The following is a 16,471-nucleotide window of genomic DNA, read 5'->3' on the forward strand; positions in this document are numbered from 1 at the left end:
CGCTATCCGCTATCCGCTATCCGCTATCCGCTGCCCGCTGTCCGCGCCTGCTGCCGGCCCGTCGCCGCGCCGCCAGCACGGCCGCCGTCCCGCCGAGCACTGTTCCGCCCAGCACCGCCCCCGCGCCCAGCCGCCCCCGGTTCCGGGAGAACCACTCCTCGGCGCTGTCCGCCACGGCCTCGTCGTCGAAGCGCCCGTGCGCCCCGAAGTCCCGCCCGTGCGGCCCGTCGGCCGGGCTCCACAGGTTCCCCGGCTCGGCCTGTTCCCCCGTCTCCCGCTGCGCCTCGAACGCCGTCCGTGCCAGATACCGGTCCAGCACTCCGGGAGCCACGGCGTTGGCCAGCAGAGTCGTGACCGTGGAGCCGCCCACCCAGTACTCGCGCCGCCGCGCGTGGCCCGCCGCGTGCACGACGGCCCGCGCGGCCACCTCGGGCTGGAAGACCGGCGCGACGGGCCGGGCCCTCCCGGGAATACGGCTCAACACCCAGTCGAACTGCGGGGTGTTGACGGCAGGGAGCTGCACCATCGTCGTACGCACCCCCGCCCCGGCGTGCAGCAGCTCGCACCGCAGCGACTCGTTGAACCCCTGGATCGCGTGCTTGGCCCCGCAGTACGCGGACTGCAGCGGGATTCCCCGGTACGCGAGCGCCGACCCGACCTGCACGATCGTCCCCCGGTCCCGGGGCAGCATGTGCCGTAGCGCCGCCCGGGTCCCGAACACACAGCCCAGGTACGTCACCTCGGTGACCCGGCGGTACTCGTCGGGCGTGATGTCCGTGAACGGGGCGAAGACCCCGGCGAACGCGTTGTTCACCCAGACGTCGATCCGCCCGAACTCGTCGGCGACCTGTTGGGCCGCGTCCTCCACGGCCTTCGCGTCGGAAACGTCGACGGTCACGACGAGCGCCTCACCCCCGGCGCGCTCCACCTCGTCCGCGGCCGCGGTGAGCCCCTCGCGTCCCCGGGCGAGCAGCGCGACCCGGTCGCCACGGGCGGCGAAGGCCCGTGCCGTGGCCCGGCCAACGCCGCCACTGGCCCCGGTCACCACAACGGTCCTGCGGTTCCTCGGCAGTCGTCCCCTCAGTGGCCGGTGACTCAGCACGGTCCTGTCCCCTGTTCCCAGCGATGTTCCAAGCGATGGCTTCCGGCCGTGCCGAAAGGTCGGCTCCTGTCGAGGGGCCGCCGCACCCGCTCACCGCTCCCGGCGGTGCGGTGCCCCGGGTTCCGTGTCGTCCGGACGCGACGCTCCCGTTCCCGTGCCCGTGGCCCCGGGCGCCGATGTACCCGGGGCTCCGGCCGTCCCACTGACACCACCGACACCGCCAGGGGCGACGGGCGGTACCGGCGGATGCTCCGGGCCGCGCCCGCCCAGGGGCGTCGCGGGGGACGTGCCCGGCGCCGTCTCGGGGACGGGCCGGGACGCGGAGGGACGCGCCGCGCTGCGCAGCGCGTACGCCGCGGCGCCCAGCAGCACCGCCGTTATCAGCGCGGCGACCCAGCCGGGCAGGCCCAGCGCGAGCAGCAGGCCGACGGTGAGTGCGAGCGCGGCGCCCGCGTACAGGGCGGCGGCGCCGGACGCGGCGTACAGCGTGGCCGTGCGCCGCTGCTTGCGGCTCTGCTGCCGCAGCTCGTCACGTACGGTCTCGCGCGCCACCTGCGCCAGCTCGTCGACCAGATCCTTGTCCAGATGTTCCAAGTGATCCAAGCGTTCCATGGCCCGCGAGTACCCGTGCCCCACCGCACGTAACGCCGCTCGTCACCACCGTCGGATTCCGGGGAGATCCGAAGGATCCCCAGGAAACGATCTCCTGCCCGGCCCGCCCCAACTAGGCTCGCCACATGGAAATTCTGGGAGCCACGCTGCGCATCTGCGTCGACGACCTGGAGACCACGGTCCCCTTCTACGAACGGCTCGCGGGCGGCCCGGCCCTGCGCTTCGAGCGCGGTGGCGTCCAGGTGGCCGCCGTCGGCTGCTTCCTGCTGATGAGCGGTCCCGAGGCCGAGCTGGAGGTGCTCCGCAAGGTCGCCGCCACCATCGCCGTCAAGGACGTGGACGAGGCCCACCAGGTCCTCAGCGACTCGGGCGCCCATGTCCTGGCAGGGCCGGTGGTGACGCCCGCGGGCCGCAATCTGATCGCGATGCACCCGGACGGCTCCATCTACGAGTACGTGGACCGTCGCGCGCCTGAGTGAGTACGGGCGCGGGCGGGCCCGGTCCGCGGCGGGCGGCTCAGTCGGCGGCGCCGGAGAAGGCCGCCACGATGACGTCGGTGAGCAGGGCCCCGGCTGTGCCCTCCGGGTCGAGGTCGGGGTCGTAGATGGTGACGTTGAGGCCCGCGCAGCGCGGTGAGGTGACCAGGGGCCGCAGCAGGGCGACGAGTTCGTCGGGCAGCAGCCCGTCCGGGTCGGGGCTGTCGACGGCGGGCATCACCGAGGGGTCCAGGACGTCGGCGTCGAGGTGCACCCAGAAACCGGCCGGCTGGGGCACCTCGAAGCTCTGTGCGGTGACCCGCCCGAGTTCCTCGGGACCCCAGGTGCGCAGATCGCCCACCCTCACCGTGGGGATCTTGAGGGCGCCCAGTTCGGCCAGGTCGTCCGTGAACGCGTCGCGGACGCCGAAGAGCCGTATGTCCTCGTCGCGCACGTACGGCTCGCGTCCCTCCAGGTTCGTCAGGTCGTCCTGCCCGCGGCCCGTGGCGAGGGCAAGCTCCTCCCCGCCGGCGGCACCGACCCGGTCGGAGTTCCCCGGGTGCCGGAAGTCGGCGGAGGCGTCCACGGCCACCAGCCCGTACCTCCCGATGCGGCGCAGCGCCAGCGACGCGCCGAGCTGGATGGAGCAGTCGCCGCCGAGGACGACGGGCAGGTCGCCCGCGCGGACGTGACGCTCGATCCGGTCGGCCAGCTTCGGCGTGTACGCGGCGATGGCCGCCGCGTTGAACACACCGTCGCCCTCCTGCCAGTCCCCCCGGTCGTAACGCGGCGGTACGACGGCCCCGCCCTCCAGCGCGCCGAGTCGGCGCACGATGCCCTGCTCGCGCAGGGCCCCGGCGAGCTTGTAGCAGCCGGGCACGGTGCCGGGGGCAGGCGGGCGCAGGCCCAGGTTGGACGGGGCGTCCACGACGACGAGGGTTCTCATGAACCCCATCCTCACGGATGGGACGACCTCCGGGAAGACGACGCCTTGGCGATCATCTCAGTGGTGATGGCCCACCGCTCGTGATCCCGCCAGGCGCCGTCGATGAACAGGAAGTCCGGCGAGAACCCCTCCAGCCGGAAGCCGCACCGCCGGGCGAGCGCGATGGACGCGGCGTTGCGGGGCTGCACGTTGATCTCCAGCCGGTGCAGGCCCATGGTGGTGAAGGCGTACTCGACGACGAGCCGCAGCCCTTCGCCCATGAGCCCCCGCCCCGCGGCGTGCGCGAAGGCCCCGTAGCCGAGAACCCCGCACAGAAACGCGCCCTCGACGATGTTGTTGATGTTGATGAACCCGGCGATGGCCCCGCTGTCCTTCTCACAGACGAGGAACCCGGCCTTCGTCGGGTCCTCGATCAGCCGCTCCGCATAGGTGGCGTACGCGGTGGGGGTGACCGGCGGGAACAGCCACGGGTGGTGCAGAGCCCTGCTCTCCCGCGCCCGGGCGGTGAACTCGGCTCGGTCGTCGTAGGTGAAGTGCCGGATGCCCACGCGGGGGCCTTCGGCCAGGTAGGGAACGGTGTCGGACACCCCGCCACGGTACGCCGGAGCACGCGCCGCCGCGGCCGCTCTCCCCGGCCCCGCGTCAGTGAACGACCGGCAGCCGCAGCACACCCGTGTCCTCGGGCGTGCTGCTGACCGTGACCCGTTTGACGCCGCGGTTGCCGACGTACGCGTCGTCGCTGCCGGCGATCACGAACCGCAGTCGGTGCCCCGCCTCGTACCGGTGCACGATGCCCGGCAGCGACACGGTGAACGGCTTCGTCACGTCCGGGACACGCACGGGTGCCACCAGTCGGCGGACGAGGGTCTGCTTGCCGTCGGGCGCGACGTCGTACAGCTTCGCGAACAGCACGAGCTTGTCCGCCGCGTTCCCGGAGCCCTGCCCACGCTCGGCTCCTGGCGATGTCACCCGGACGGTGACCCGGGGCGCGCCGACGACGTCGACGGGGGCGGTGAGGGGGCCGGTCGTCCAGGCGAGGTGCGTCCCCGGGGTGTCGTACGGTGGCGGGTCGGGAAAGCCGATCAGTCCGGCGAGGGAGCTCTCGGAATGGCTCGTCGGCGTCGGCCAGTTGGTGTAGGAGCGGCTCCCGGGGGCGACCTTCCTCGGGCTGTCGACGAGCGTTCCGTCTCCCGAGAGGTACAGGGTCTCGGTGAGGGCGGGGACCTGGGTGGCCGTGGCATACGTGCGCGCCGGGTCCGTGACCCAGTCGCGGTAGTACGCGAACGCCGGTCCCGTGTCGACCTGGCGGTGCCGCAGATGGCGGTCGAACCAGGCGAGGATGCGGCGGCCGACATAGCTGGACTCCAGGTTGCCCTTCGCCAGGTCGAGTTCGCCGGTCGGCGGGCCGGTGAGGCCGCTGCTGTGGCCCCATGCCTGCCAGATCATCCTGGTCTCGGTGCCCTGCGCCCTGAGCGTCCGGTAGGTCGCCGTGGCCTCGTCCAGGTTGAAGAGGGTGTCGGCCTGGCCCTGGATCAGGAGGGTCGGTGCCTTCACCATGCCGAGGTAGGAGACGGGGGACACGCTGCGGGTGTACGCCAGGAAATCCTTCGTCCGGTCCGCCGGGTAGCTGCCCGAGTTCAGCGTCCGGAACATCTCGCAGGCGCGGCTCACGAAGTGCAGACAGCGGCGGGAGTTGAAGCGGGACGGGTCGAGGCTCGGCGCGAGCAGCTGCTGGCCCTCCCCGATGAGGTAGAAGCCGTTGGTCCACTGCCACTTGAAGGCGCCGGGCACCGCGCGGGCGCCCGTGGCGTTGTTCGGGGCGACCGAGTAGGCGAGGTCGTTCCAGGTGATCATGGGGACGAGGGCGTCGACGCGGTGGTCGACGGAGGCCGTCGCCAGCTGGACCGCGCCGCCGTACGACCCGCCGATCATGCCGACTCGCGGGTCTCCCTTGCCGTCCTGGCTGACGAAGTCGGCCTTCGTGCCGTCGTCGGCGGCGCGCGTGCCCGCCAGGAAGTCGACGAGCCGGGATGCGGCGGCGCCGTCGACGCGCGGGTCGTCGAGGGAGATCAGGCAGCCGGACCGGCCGAAGCCGAGGCCGGAGTAGACGAGTCCGACATAGCCGCGCGCCGCGAACGCCCTGCCGATCTCGGCGGTCCCGCGGTCCGACTTGCTGCCGCCGAAGCCGTTGGTGGCGAGCACCGCGGGTGCCGGGTGGGCGGGGTCCACGCCGGCCGGGCGGTAGAGGTCGGCGTCGACCACGCAGGTCCGGCCGCCTGCCTGGACCGTGAACCTCAGAGCGGTGACGGTGTGCTGGCCGGCCGGCGGGGCGGGCGCGGCCGCTAGGGCCTGTGTCGGAAGTGGCGTCGTCCGCCCGGAGGGCGGGCCGGGCGGGGTCTGGTGCGTGCTCTCGGCGTGCCGGGCGGAAGCCCTCGTACTGGACGTACTTGGGCTTTCGCTCGGTGCGGCGAGAGTGCGTGCCAGGCGTCGCCCGGCAGGCGCCGCTTCCGACACAGGCCCTAGGAGCGGGACGGACAGTGCCGCTCCCAGAGCGAGGGCGAGCGAGGAACGGGTTCTGGACGCACGGGTGCGACGACGGGACACGAGGACCTCCACGCAGAGGACAACCCGACTACCGGCCGATAGGTAACGGGCGGTTTGTCATGGTGTGGCACGTGCCGGGACGGGTCAATTACCGTTTCGTAATTTTCTTGACAGGGATTCAGTGAACGACGTCCGCTCCTCCGGCACCCCCGGGCTCACACCAGCGCCGGCTCGTCCAGTGTCAGTGTGCCCGCGTCCGCGTCCAGCTCGGCCGTCACTCCGAACGGGATCGTCAGTGCTCCCTCCCGGTGCCCGAACCCGAACTCCTCCACGACCGGCACTCCGAGCCCCGCGAGCCGGTCGGTGAGCAGGGCGCGCACCTCGTTGTAGGGCGCGCACTCGGCCCAGGAGCCGAGCAGAATCCCCGAGACGCCGTCGAGCCAGCCCGCGCGCAGGAGTTGGGTGAGGTAGCGGTCGAGGCGGTACGTCTCCTCGCCGACGTCCTCCAGGCAGAGCAGTCCTCCGCGCGCGGAGGGCCGGCCGTGCGGGTTGCCCAGCTCGGTCGCGAGCAGGCACAGGCAGCCCCCGAGCAGGAGGCCCCGGGCCCGCCCGGGTACCAGCGCGGTCGTCCCGGCGGGGGCGATGGTCCGTACCGTCTCCGGCTCGAAGAGGGTGGCCCGCAGATGCTCCTGGGCAGTCGCGTTCTTGAGGAAGTCGACGCCCGCCGCCATCGGACCGTGCAGGGTGACCAGTCCGGCCCGGGTCGCGAACGCCTCGTGCAGCGCGGTGATGTCGCTGAACCCGACGAACACCTTGGGGCCCGCCGCGCGTATCGCGTCCCAGTCGAGCAGGTCGACCATCCGCTGCACCCCGTAGCCGCCCCGGGCGCACAGCACGGCGTCCACGGACGGATCGCACCAGGCGGCCTGAAGGTCGGCGGCCCGGTCGGCGTCCGTGCCCGCGAGGTAGTCGAACCCCGAGTGCCGGTCGAGCACATGGGGTGCCACGACGGGTTCCAGGTCCCAGCCGCGCAGGAGGTCGAGTCCCGTGCTCAGCCGCTCCTCGGGGACTGGTCCGCTGGGCGCGACGATCGCCACCCGGGCTCCGGGGGCGAGACGGGCGGGCCGGGTCAGCGAGGCCGGAGAGGACGGCGGAACCGGACGGGTCGGTGCTGTCACTTGGCGAGCTCCAGGGTCGGGATACCGGGTGGGTTCAGGCCGAAGACCTGTGCGTACAGGGAGAGTTCGGACTCCAGTACCCGCACCATGGTGGTGGCCCGCCGGAATCCGTGGCCCTCGCCCTCGAACGCGATGTAGGCGTGCGGGACCCGCTGTCCCTCCAGCCTCGCCAGGAACCGCTCGCACTGCGCGGGCGGGCAGATCACGTCGTCGAGTCCCTGGAGGAGGAGGAACGGGGTGGTGACCCGCTCGGCGTGCTCGGCGGGCGAGCGCTCCGCGTACCGTGCCGGGACCTCGGCGAGCGGGCCGACCAGCGTCTCCAGGTACTGCGACTCGAAGTCGTGGGTCTCCCCCGAGCCCCAGCTCGCGAGGTCGAGGATCGGGTACAGGATCGTGCCGCAGGCGTAGAGGTCGGTCGTGGTGAGGGACGCCGCCGTGGTCCAGCCGCCGGCGCTGCCGCCCCGGATGGCGAGCCGGTCACGGTCGGCGGTGCCCTCGTCGGCGAGCGCGCGGGCGACGGCCGCGCAGTCCTCGACGTCGACGACGCCCCACTGCTCGCGCAGCCGGTCGCGGTAGGCCCGTCCGTACCCGGTGGACCCGCCGTAGTTGACCTCGGCCACGCCGATGCCGCGTGAGGTGAAGTAGGCGATCGCCAGGTCCAGGACGAGCGGCGCCCGGCTGGTGGGGCCGCCGTGGGCCCAGACCACGTAGGGCGGCAGTTCGTCGCCGGGTGCCACATGGTCCGGGTGGTGGGGCGGATAGACGTGTGCGTGGATCTCGCGTCCGGCTGGTCCGTGGAAGGTGCGGATCTGGGGCTCGGGGTAGTACGCCGGGTCCACCGGGTCGTCCTGGGCGGCGCCGATCACGCGCGCGTGGCCGATGGGGGCGCCCCCGCGCGTGCTCGGCCGCGCATGGGGGACGGTGTCCAGCTCGACCACCTCGTACGCGCTGCGGGGGCTCGCCCCGATGCTCACGACGCGGCCGCCGTGCACGGCGAGCGTCGGTGCGTACTCGGTCCAGGGGCCGGCCGCGTCGACGACCTCGCCGGTCTCCGGATCGAGGATGCCGAGCGCGGTGGCTCCCCGTCCGTGCACGACGGCGATCAGTCCGCTCTCCAGGGGCGCGAACCAGCGCGACCCGATCTTCCACAGCGGCCCGCCGAACTCCTCGGCCCGCGCGCAGAGGGCGCGTTCCCGGCCGTCCGGTCCCAGCCCGTACAGGTTCCACCAGCCCGTGCGGTCGCTGGAATACACGAGGGTGCCGTCTGCCGCCCAGTCGGCCTGGGCGATGGACTCCTCGGGGCCGCCGGCCGCGGTCCGCGGCTCCCGGAGCGTGCCGTCGTCGGTCACGTCGGCGACGACCAGCTCCGTGCCGTCCCAGGGCATGCGCGGGTGGTCCCAGGCGAGCCAGGCCGCGCGCCGCCCGTCGGGGGAGACACGGGGGCCCGTGACGAAGCGGTGTCGCTCCTCGGTCAGTTCCCTTACGGCGTCACGGTCCTGGGCCGCGGAGCCGTCCAGGGGCACGGCGGCGAGGACGCGCCGTACGTCCGTCGGTCCGTCGCCGGTGAACTCCTCCAGGACGCACCACACCTCGTCCCGGTCCGGCCGCAGCTGCGGGTCCACCCACCTCAGGCCGCCGCCCGCGGAGGACAGCGGGGTGAGGGGCTGGGGGTCGGCGCCCGCCCGGTACCGGTAGAGCCGCTGGTCGGCGAAGTTCACGAACACCACGAGGGGCTCGCCGTCCCGTACCGTTCCGGCCCACGGCTGTCCGCCGTACTCGATGACCCGGCTGCGCACGTTCCACGGGGCGGGCAGCAAAGACTCCTCCCCGCCGTCGGGTCCTCGCCGGACCAGGGTGCGCCGTCCGCCCTCGGTGGGCCGTGGCTCGGTCCACCAGACCTCCTCGCCGACGAAGCCCACGTACTCGGCGTGGCCGTCGTGCGCGGCGGCGAGCGTCGCGTCGATCGGCGAGGGCCACGAACCGTACGGCAGCGTCTGCACCTGATCCCCCATTTCCCTGTCGTCCCTAGGCCGTCCGCAGGAAGCGGTCCAGGACATGTACCCCGAAGTGCAGTGCTTCGACCGGTACGCGCTCGTCGACACCGTGGAAGAGCGCCCCGTAGTCGTAGCCCTCCGGCAGCTTCAGCGGCGAGAACCCGTAGCCGGTGATGCCGAGGCGTGAGAACTGCTTGGCGTCCGTGCCGCCCGACATGCAGAACGGCACCACGTGGCCCTCGGGCGCGAACTCCTCGACGGCGGCCCGCATCCGTGCGAACGTCGCCGATTCCACGGGCGACTGGAGGGCCGCCTCGCGGTGGTGGAACTCCCAGTCCACGTCGGGTCCGGTGAGCCGGTCGAGGGTCGTACGGAACTCGTCCTCGCCGCCGGGCAGATACCGGCCGTCCACGTACGCGACGGCCTCCCCGGGGATCACGTTGACCTTGTACCCGGCGTCCAGCATGGTCGGGTTGGCGCTGTTGCGGACGGTCGGTTCGACCAGCGCGGCGGCCGGGCCGAGCTTGCCGAGGAGTCCGTCGACACCGTCGGGGTCGTCGAGGTCGGGTTCGATCTTGTACAGGGCGGCCAGTTCGGTGAGGGCGGCGCGCACGGTCGGGGTGAGCCGGACGGGCCACTCGTGGGCGCCGATGCGTGCGATGGCCGCCGCCAGCCGGGTGACCGCGTTCGAGCGGTTCACCTTGGAGCCGTGGCCCGCCCGTCCGCGCGCGGTGAGCTTCAGCCAGCCGGTGCCGCGCTCACCCGCCGCGATGGGGTAGATCTGCCGTCCGGAGCCGTCGTGGAAGGTGAACGCACCCGACTCGCTGATGCCCTCGGTGCAGCCCTCGAAGAGTCCGGCGTGTTCGTCGGCGAGGAACCCGGAGCCGTCCTCGGCGCTCGCCTCCTCGTCGGCGGTGAAGGCGATGACGAGATCGCGCCGGGGCCGCACCCCGAACCGTGCCCAGGCGCGCACGACCGCGAGGATCATCGCGTCCATGTTCTTCATGTCGACCGCGCCCCGCCCCCAGACGACGCCGTCGCGGATCTCCCCGGAGAACGGGTGCACGCTCCAGTCCTCCGCCTGGGCCGGCACCACGTCCAGGTGACCGTGGACGAGCAGCGCGTCGGCGGACGGGTCGGTGCCCTCGATGCGGGCGACGACGTTCGTGCGGCCCTTGGTGCGCTCCAGCAGGGCGGGCTCCAGGCCGGCCCCGGCCAGCTGCTCGGCGGCGTACTCGGCGGCCGGGCGCTCCTGGCAGTCCCCGCCGCCGCGGTTGGTGGTGTCGATGCGGATGAGGTCGGAGGTGAACCGTACGACCTCGTCGAGCGCCTCCTCGTCGACGTGCCCTCGTGTGCTGTCAGCCATACTGTTCCTCCACCGCGGCCGAAACGATCGTGGTGACCGCCTTGAACGTGCGAATGCCCTCGTACATGGTCGCGCTGGTGTAGGCGACCTTCCGCTCTCCGATACGGTCCACGCCCGGGACGACGGTGGCCGCCATCGCCAGGTGCTCCGCGTCGAACTCCAGCGCCACGGTGAACGGCCCGTCGGCGGCCGGTTCGTGACGCACCGCCAGCGATGCCGCCTGCTGGGCCGCCGCGCGGATGTCGGCGGCCGTCCTGGCCGGTGTCCGGCACACCGCCGCGTACCGCGACACATGGTCCTTGACCGCGACCTTGAGCGCCTCGGGAGCGTACCCGAGGGCGTCCTCGCAGGCCACGTCGTCGCCGGTGACGAGGACGACGGGGACGCCGTACTCGGCGACGACGTGCGCGTTCAGCAGACCCTCACTCGCCCGTACGTCATTGATCCACACCCCGGTGATCGAGTTCGCGAGGTAGGTGTGGGCGAGGACGCCCTCCATGCCGGCGCCCGCGTGGTAGCCGACGAACGCGATGCCGTCCACGTCTCCGTGCTGCACGCCCTCGACCATGGACAGGGACTTGTGGCGTCCGGTGAGCATCTGGGCACGCTCGTCGAGCCGCTCCAGCAGCAGGTTGCGCATGGACCAGTGCGCTTCGTTGATCAGTACCTCGTCGGCTCCGCCGTCGAAGAAGCCGAGCACCGCCGCGTTCACGTCCGAGGTGAACATCGACCGGCACCGCTCCCACTGCGGTGTCCCCGGCAGCACGTCGCCCGGCCAGGTCACACCGGTGGCGCCTTCCATGTCGGCGCTGATGAGGATCTTCATGGTGCTTCACGTTACGCGTCGGCGGGGGATACCGCCGACCGGCACCCGGAACCTCCCGCAACCCACCAGCACCGCGCCCGATGGCCGTGAACAGGATCCGACTGCCGCGCCCATAGAAGTGCCTCGGCGGCGTGTGCGGCAGGACGCCTTCGGAGGCCGGCCGGTACATCACCTGCCGAAGCGTGACCTTGAGTGGGGCGTACCCCCAACGATCTGCCTCGCCCGGTCCACCACGGCCGGCCACCGCACCCGCTCACGCGCCATGCGGTACACGTACCCCTTGCCGTCGTCCGGCCTCTGGACCGTGGCCGATCCGGGTTGTCCAGGGGCCGGAACGTGAAGCTCAGGGCGTACGGGTCAGCTCGCCCCGCCCTGGCCGGCGCTGCCCATCGGGCCGACCTTGACGGGGGAGCCGGCGCCATCGGTGACGGGCAGGGTGGCGGCGCCCGGCCATTCGAGGGAGAACGACTTCGTCTCGTCCGGCGGGGTCACCACAAGTGCGGTGACGCTGACGCCCGAGCCGCCCGAGTCGTTGATCGGGTAGGTGACGCCGAAGTGCACCGACTCGCCGTCCTTGAGGATCATCGGGCTGGACTCCTGACCACTGCGCGTGGCGGACAGATCCCCCTCGCTGGTCTTCAGGTCGACGCCCGCGTATCCGGACAGGGCGCAGTCCGAACCGCCGCCGTTCACGAACGTGACCGCGACTGTGCCCTCGGTGTCGCCGTCGATGGTGCTGTCCTGCGCGGTGATGGCCAGGTCGTCGGTGCGGCACTTGCCGACCTTGGCGTTCTCGTCGGAGCCGCTCCCGGCGGCCGTGCCCTGTCCACCGGAGCCCTTTTCGCCACCCTGATCCGAACCACCCTGATCCGAACCACCCTGATCCGAACCGTCCGAGCCCGAACCGCCGCCCGTGGAAGACGCAGAGGACGCGGACGACCCGTCGCTCTGTGCCGTGCCGTCATCGCCGTTGCAGGCCGTGAGCGAGAGACCCGCAGCAACAGCCAGGGCAGCGAAGGTGAGCTTGCGAACGCGCATCGTTTCTTCCTCAGTCTCGATAGGAGGTGCCGGCTGCTCGGTCCGAGTCGGTACGAGCGAGCGCTTGTGCTCACCAGGACCTGCCCGACCGACGAACCGTTCCGCCCAACTGCTGCCTAAGACACCTCCGTTACATACGCAACCCTGCACACTGCGGACCACCACGGCGAAGACCGGGCCGCTCCCGTACCTCTGCCGTGCCCCTCCCCTGACGCCGTCCGGCCCGGGAAACGGGGCCCGAACACGGTGTCCCCCGGCACGTCGGGGCCCCATCCGGCGGCCGGCCGTGACGCCGGCTCCGGCCACCAATCGGCACCATTTCGCGATCACCGCCCGCTGGGACGGACTCGTGACCCAGCGGATCTTGACCACGATTGTCAGCGCCGGATCCTGGCCCGCGGACGCGGTGGTCGCCGCGTGCCCGAGGCCGGCTGAGAGCAGCCGCGCAACGTCGGGAAAGGGCGGCGCCCCCCGCTCGCCGCCCTGGTGGCACCCGAAGGCGCTCGCCGTCGGCTTCCCGACGGGCGCGTGACGCTGTCCCAGCGGCTGACCGCGGCGCCCCCTTCCGTCGTCGCCCCGCGCCTGGTCCCCCAGACCGGGCGGGCGTTCACGAAGGCCGGCGGCGCGATTCGGGTTCGCCGCGTTCGGCGGGCCCCTCGGACGATCCGCGGGTGCGGTGGATCACCCAGTACCTACCAGGAGAGGTCGCCCGGGAGTTGTTCGCCGCCCGGGACGCCGACGCGGTCGAGCAGCAGCAGATGGTGATCCCCGCCCGCGCGCTGGGGCACTCCTGTTTCCGCGACGGGGGCCGCCGCACCCACGGCCTTCACATCGCCTTCACTGACGTCGAGTTCGCCGACTTCTCGATCGGATGACGCCGCCTCCGCCCGGGGAACGGCGAGGCATGTGGCCGACCCCCGCGGGCTAGCCGCTTCAGCGCTGCGATGGCCTTTCACGTACGGTCGGCAGGGCATCGTAGTGCCTGGGCCTCCTGCCGGGCCTTCAGCCGCCTCGCCTGACCCGCATGCCGACAGCCACGCCGCCGCCCGTCGCCGCGATCATCGATTGTGGCGGGGATGTGAAGCCCGGATGATCTCGCTTCTCCCCGGGTGATCTCAACCCCTTGCCGAGGATGGCTTTGCAGGTCAACTCCCGTAAGATGAGCGCGCTTCGGCGTAAGACATCGCCGAGATGCGGCAGGACTTGATGGCGGTAAGCACCTGCGTTCGCCGCCTGTCTGTAATGGAGTCCTGATCGACGGTGACTGAAAGTAGGACCGGCCCGGCGGCTGTGTCAGAGGCCAACGGTTGCGAGGCATTTGAAGGCCCCGTGATGCGTGAGGGCCAACGACTTCCTTCATCTCGGGTCTTGCGCCGGACCATCCGGGCCGACAGGCGGTTTGCCGCATCGCAGCGCTTCGGCTCAACTTTCCGGTACCGCTCGGCCCCCACCGCCGTATGGGCGGCGAACTGCCGTCGATATCCGGAGACTTGCCCCTTTTCCCCTTAATCCCCTAGGACCCCTTTTCCGTGACCTCTCTCTCCGAACCCGAACTTGCGCTCGGCGCCGTGACTGCCGTCATCGCTGTCGTCGCACTGCTGCTGGCGCTCTTGTGCCGCAAACACGTGCGACGCGGCAGGAAAATGGAAGCGGCTCTGAAGAGCTCCGAGGCACGCGTGCTCGGCATGGAAACCGCCGCGAAGAGCGCTGAGGCGCGCGTGCAATCCGCCGAGGCGGGCAGGCTCGGCGCCGAATCGCGTGCGGATGACGCGGAAGCCCGCGCGGGGATGTTCCGCGACGAGGTGAGTCATCTCGTCTCCGTTCGGCTTCCGGCCCTCGCGCTTCATCTGATCAGCTCTCACCATCCCGTTCCTGGGCTGCTGCACGAGGATGCGGCGGAGCCCAAGGATGTGGAACTCCTCGACTCCGTACTCGCGTTGGTTTCGGGGATTGCCCTGAAGGAACGTCGCCGGGTGGACGCTGCCGCCCGGGCCGCCCTGCGCGGCGCGAGCCAGGACTCGCAGGCTCTGTCCTACCGTCTGCAGACGGAGCTTGACGCCCTGCAGAAGGAGTTCACCGGGTCTCGGAGTCTGACGCACAAGGTGCTCACCGCCGACCACCTCAATGAGCAGAACCTGCGGCTCATCCAGCGGACGGCCATCGTGTGCGGGGCGTGGCCGGGGCACGTTCGCAAGGACACCTACGTGACCGAGATCGTCACGGGTGCCTCTTCCCGGCTGCGGGGCTTCGAGCGTGTCAAGATCAACTCTCGACTCGGAGCCACCGACGTCGGGATTGTCGGGCGTGCCGCCGAACCCGTCGCTGTGGCCTGCACGGAACTCATGGCCAACGCACTGGAGCACTCCCGTGACGACCTCGCGGTGGATGTCAGCCTGGTCAAGACCGGAAACGGCAGCGTCTGCATCACGGTCGATGACGCGGGCAAGGGCATGACCCCGGAAGCAGTCGCCCGGGGTGCCCGCCTGATATCGGCCGAACAGCATGAAGTGATGCTCACCGAACTCGGTGACCCGCCCTCCCAGGGTTTCGCCGCCATCGGCCGCCTCGTCGCCGATCATGGTTTCCATGTATCCATCGATAACCCGTCTCCCTATGGCGGGGTGCGCGCTGTGGTGACCATCCCCCCGAACCTCCTGACCTCGATCGACGAGGAAGCCGCGCCGCCTTCTGTGATGGCGCCCCTGCCCGTCATGGCGCCCAGGGCCGACATTCGGCCCGCCTCGGCCGCCGATGACGCCCCAGCCGCCGATGACGCGGCGGGCGCCTCGCGCCCGCGCACTCCCGCGCCGGGCACGGCGGCAGAACTGCCGCAGCGTCGCCGCCGGGTGCACGCCGCGCCGACCGGCGAAGTCACCGCTCCCACACACCGCGCCCCGGATCCGGAGCGGTCCCGCGACGCCTGGAGTGACTTCCAGAAGGGCCTCGAAAGCGGCCAGAACGGTACTGATTTGGAGGAAACGCAGTGACCACGCCCGACCGTGACAACGAGACTTGGTACTTGGCTCCCATCACCGAGATCCCAGGTGTCCGCCATGCCCTGATCATGACCCTCGACGGGATGGTCCAGGCCAGGTCCGAGGACCTCCCGAAGGACGCGGCGGACGGTATAGCCGCGATGACCTCCTCCCTGCACGCCGCTTCTCGCGCTGCTTCCATCCCGGCGCTGGAGGCCCCGGCGGACAGCCCCATTGAGACCGTCACGGTGAAGATGGAGGCAGGCACGTACATGGTGATGCCGGCCGGTGCCAACACCCTGATCGCGGCCGCGGGTGATGACTCGATGCCCATGGGGGTGGTCGCCCACACCATGGCCCGCCAGGCGATGAAGCTCGGGGAGCAGTTCATGTCCGTCTCCGCGCGTGTCAACGACGGCGCGTCATGAGCCGCGACAAGCATCAGCGGCGGCTGCTCCCGGCGTATCTGGCGACCGGCAGCGGCACCGCTGCGTTGCCCAGCACTCTCGATACGCTGACGGCCCTGCGTGCCAGTGGCCGTCCGCTCGCGTCGTACCACACACCGGTGCACCGGCGCGTCGTCGAGCTGGTGACCGACGGTTCCCTCACCGCGGTCGAGATAGCCGGCTATCTCTCCCTCCCCGTCAGTGTCTGCCTGATGCTCGCCGAGCAACTCGTCAGTGACGGCCTGTTAAACGCCAGCGTGCCCACCCCGGATGCTCTCGCCCCCTCGCGCGCCGGCAGGCCGTCGAGGCAACTCATGGAAGAGGTGCTGAGTGGACTCCAAGCCCTCCGTGTCGCCTGACCCGCGTCCCGCGTACCTGCCCGAGAGGGAACACCAGAGGGTCAAGATCCTTGTCGCCGGTCCCATGGGCGTGGGCAAGACGACCGCGATCAAGACGCTGTCACAGATCCCCACGCTGCACACCGAAGAAGTCATGACGGACGCGGCGGTCGGGACCGACGATCTCAGCCTCGCGGGCCTGCGGGACAAGAAGACCACCACGGTCGGCATCGACTTCGGCCGGCTGACCCTCCCGGGCGACCGGATCGTCCTGTATCTGCACGGAACTCCGGGGCAGCGCCGGTTCCTTCCCCTGTGGGAGGGGATCGCTTACGGGGCTCTCGGTGCGCTTGTCCTGGCCGACACCCGGCGCCTGGACGAGTCCTTCGAGGTGATGGATCTCATCGAGGAGCGCGGTTTGCCGTACGCCGTGGCGGTCAATATCTTCCCTGACTCGCCCGACTACGACTTGGAGATCGTTCGCTCGAAGCTGGACCTGCACCCGGACACCCCACTGGTCACCTGTGATGCCCGAGAGATGAACAGCAGTCTCAACGCGCTCATCGAACTGACCGCCCATTCCATATCTTCTGTCGGCGTCGGAGTCGGAGCCTCGTGAGCATCACACCA

16 protein-coding genes are annotated in these 16,471 nt (G+C 71.2%); 6 read left to right on the forward strand and 10 right to left on the reverse strand.

Going from position 1 to position 16,471, the window contains the following annotated elements; translation table 11 throughout:
* Positions 1-16 precede the first annotated feature (16 nt).
* On the reverse strand, positions 17-1,048 hold the full coding sequence (locus FPZ41_RS07035; RefSeq protein WP_407698758.1) for an SDR family oxidoreductase: 1,032 nt from the start codon (positions 1,046-1,048) through the stop codon (positions 17-19).
* Between the two features lie 144 nt (positions 1,049-1,192).
* Positions 1,193-1,714 carry a phage holin family protein gene (locus FPZ41_RS07040; protein ID WP_152860190.1) on the reverse strand — a complete coding sequence of 174 codons (522 nt, stop codon included), beginning with the start codon at positions 1,712-1,714 and terminating at the stop codon, positions 1,193-1,195.
* Between the two features lie 125 nt (positions 1,715-1,839).
* Here FPZ41_RS07040 and FPZ41_RS07045 point away from each other — a divergent pair, with 125 nt between their 5' ends.
* Positions 1,840-2,193: a VOC family protein gene (locus FPZ41_RS07045; protein WP_152860192.1), complete on the forward strand. Its 354-nt coding sequence runs from the start codon at positions 1,840-1,842 to the stop codon at positions 2,191-2,193.
* A gap of 37 nt (positions 2,194-2,230) precedes the next feature.
* On the opposite strand, the gene FPZ41_RS07050 is transcribed toward FPZ41_RS07045, so the two are convergent.
* The 8 genes from FPZ41_RS07050 to FPZ41_RS07085 form a co-directional block, all read right to left on the reverse strand.
* On the reverse strand, positions 2,231-3,136 hold the full coding sequence (locus FPZ41_RS07050; RefSeq protein ID WP_152860194.1) for an arginase family protein: 906 nt from the start codon (positions 3,134-3,136) through the stop codon (positions 2,231-2,233).
* Between the two features lie 11 nt (positions 3,137-3,147).
* Positions 3,148-3,723: a GNAT family N-acetyltransferase gene (locus tag FPZ41_RS07055; RefSeq protein WP_322619911.1), complete on the reverse strand. Its 576-nt coding sequence runs from the start codon at positions 3,721-3,723 to the stop codon at positions 3,148-3,150.
* Positions 3,724-3,778: 55 nt separating this feature from the next.
* Positions 3,779-5,674, reverse strand: a complete 1,896-nt coding sequence (locus tag FPZ41_RS07060) for a CocE/NonD family hydrolase (protein WP_407698759.1) — start codon at positions 5,672-5,674, stop codon at positions 3,779-3,781.
* Between the two features lie 221 nt (positions 5,675-5,895).
* Complete coding sequence (locus FPZ41_RS07065; RefSeq protein ID WP_322619912.1) at positions 5,896-6,858, reverse strand: S66 peptidase family protein; 963 nt, start codon at positions 6,856-6,858, stop codon at positions 5,896-5,898.
* On the reverse strand, positions 6,855-8,870 hold the full coding sequence (locus FPZ41_RS07070) for a S9 family peptidase (RefSeq protein ID WP_152860196.1): 2,016 nt from the start codon (positions 8,868-8,870) through the stop codon (positions 6,855-6,857). Before FPZ41_RS07070 ends, FPZ41_RS07065 begins: the two co-directional genes overlap by 4 nt.
* A gap of 13 nt (positions 8,871-8,883) precedes the next feature.
* Positions 8,884-10,218: a M20/M25/M40 family metallo-hydrolase gene (locus FPZ41_RS07075; protein ID WP_152860198.1), complete on the reverse strand. Its 1,335-nt coding sequence runs from the start codon at positions 10,216-10,218 to the stop codon at positions 8,884-8,886.
* Positions 10,211-11,044, reverse strand: coding sequence for a M55 family metallopeptidase (locus FPZ41_RS07080; protein ID WP_152860200.1), 834 nt, complete (start codon positions 11,042-11,044; stop codon positions 10,211-10,213). The genes FPZ41_RS07075 and FPZ41_RS07080 overlap by 8 nt, the downstream gene beginning before the upstream one ends.
* A 357-nt stretch (positions 11,045-11,401) precedes the next feature.
* Positions 11,402-12,082 carry a DUF4232 domain-containing protein gene (locus FPZ41_RS07085; RefSeq protein WP_152860202.1) on the reverse strand — a complete coding sequence of 227 codons (681 nt, stop codon included), beginning with the start codon at positions 12,080-12,082 and terminating at the stop codon, positions 11,402-11,404.
* A 671-nt stretch (positions 12,083-12,753) separates the two neighbouring features.
* On the opposite strand from FPZ41_RS07085, the gene FPZ41_RS07090 reads away from it, so the two are divergent.
* From FPZ41_RS07090 to FPZ41_RS07110, 5 genes are all read left to right on the forward strand, one after another.
* Positions 12,754-12,957 carry a terminal protein Tpg-like protein gene (locus tag FPZ41_RS07090; RefSeq protein WP_322619913.1) on the forward strand — a complete coding sequence of 68 codons (204 nt, stop codon included), beginning with the start codon at positions 12,754-12,756 and terminating at the stop codon, positions 12,955-12,957.
* 654 nt (positions 12,958-13,611) lie between these two features.
* Complete coding sequence (locus FPZ41_RS07095) at positions 13,612-15,069, forward strand: ATP-binding protein (protein ID WP_152860204.1); 1,458 nt, start codon at positions 13,612-13,614, stop codon at positions 15,067-15,069.
* Positions 15,066-15,485 (forward strand): roadblock/LC7 domain-containing protein, encoded by a 420-nt coding sequence (locus FPZ41_RS07100; RefSeq protein WP_152860206.1) that lies wholly within the window; start codon positions 15,066-15,068, stop codon positions 15,483-15,485. Before FPZ41_RS07095 ends, FPZ41_RS07100 begins: the two co-directional genes overlap by 4 nt.
* Complete coding sequence (locus tag FPZ41_RS07105; RefSeq protein WP_152860209.1) at positions 15,482-15,862, forward strand: DUF742 domain-containing protein; 381 nt, start codon at positions 15,482-15,484, stop codon at positions 15,860-15,862. The genes FPZ41_RS07100 and FPZ41_RS07105 overlap by 4 nt, the downstream gene beginning before the upstream one ends.
* On the forward strand, positions 15,834-16,460 hold the full coding sequence (locus tag FPZ41_RS07110) for a GTP-binding protein (RefSeq protein ID WP_398642666.1): 627 nt from the start codon (positions 15,834-15,836) through the stop codon (positions 16,458-16,460). The genes FPZ41_RS07105 and FPZ41_RS07110 overlap by 29 nt, the downstream gene beginning before the upstream one ends.
* Positions 16,461-16,471: the final 11 nt, after the last annotated feature.

Origin of the sequence: Streptomyces acidicola (genome assembly GCF_009377235.1) — a bacterium.
GTDB classification, from domain to species: Bacteria; Actinomycetota; Actinomycetes; order Streptomycetales; family Streptomycetaceae; genus Streptomyces; species Streptomyces acidicola.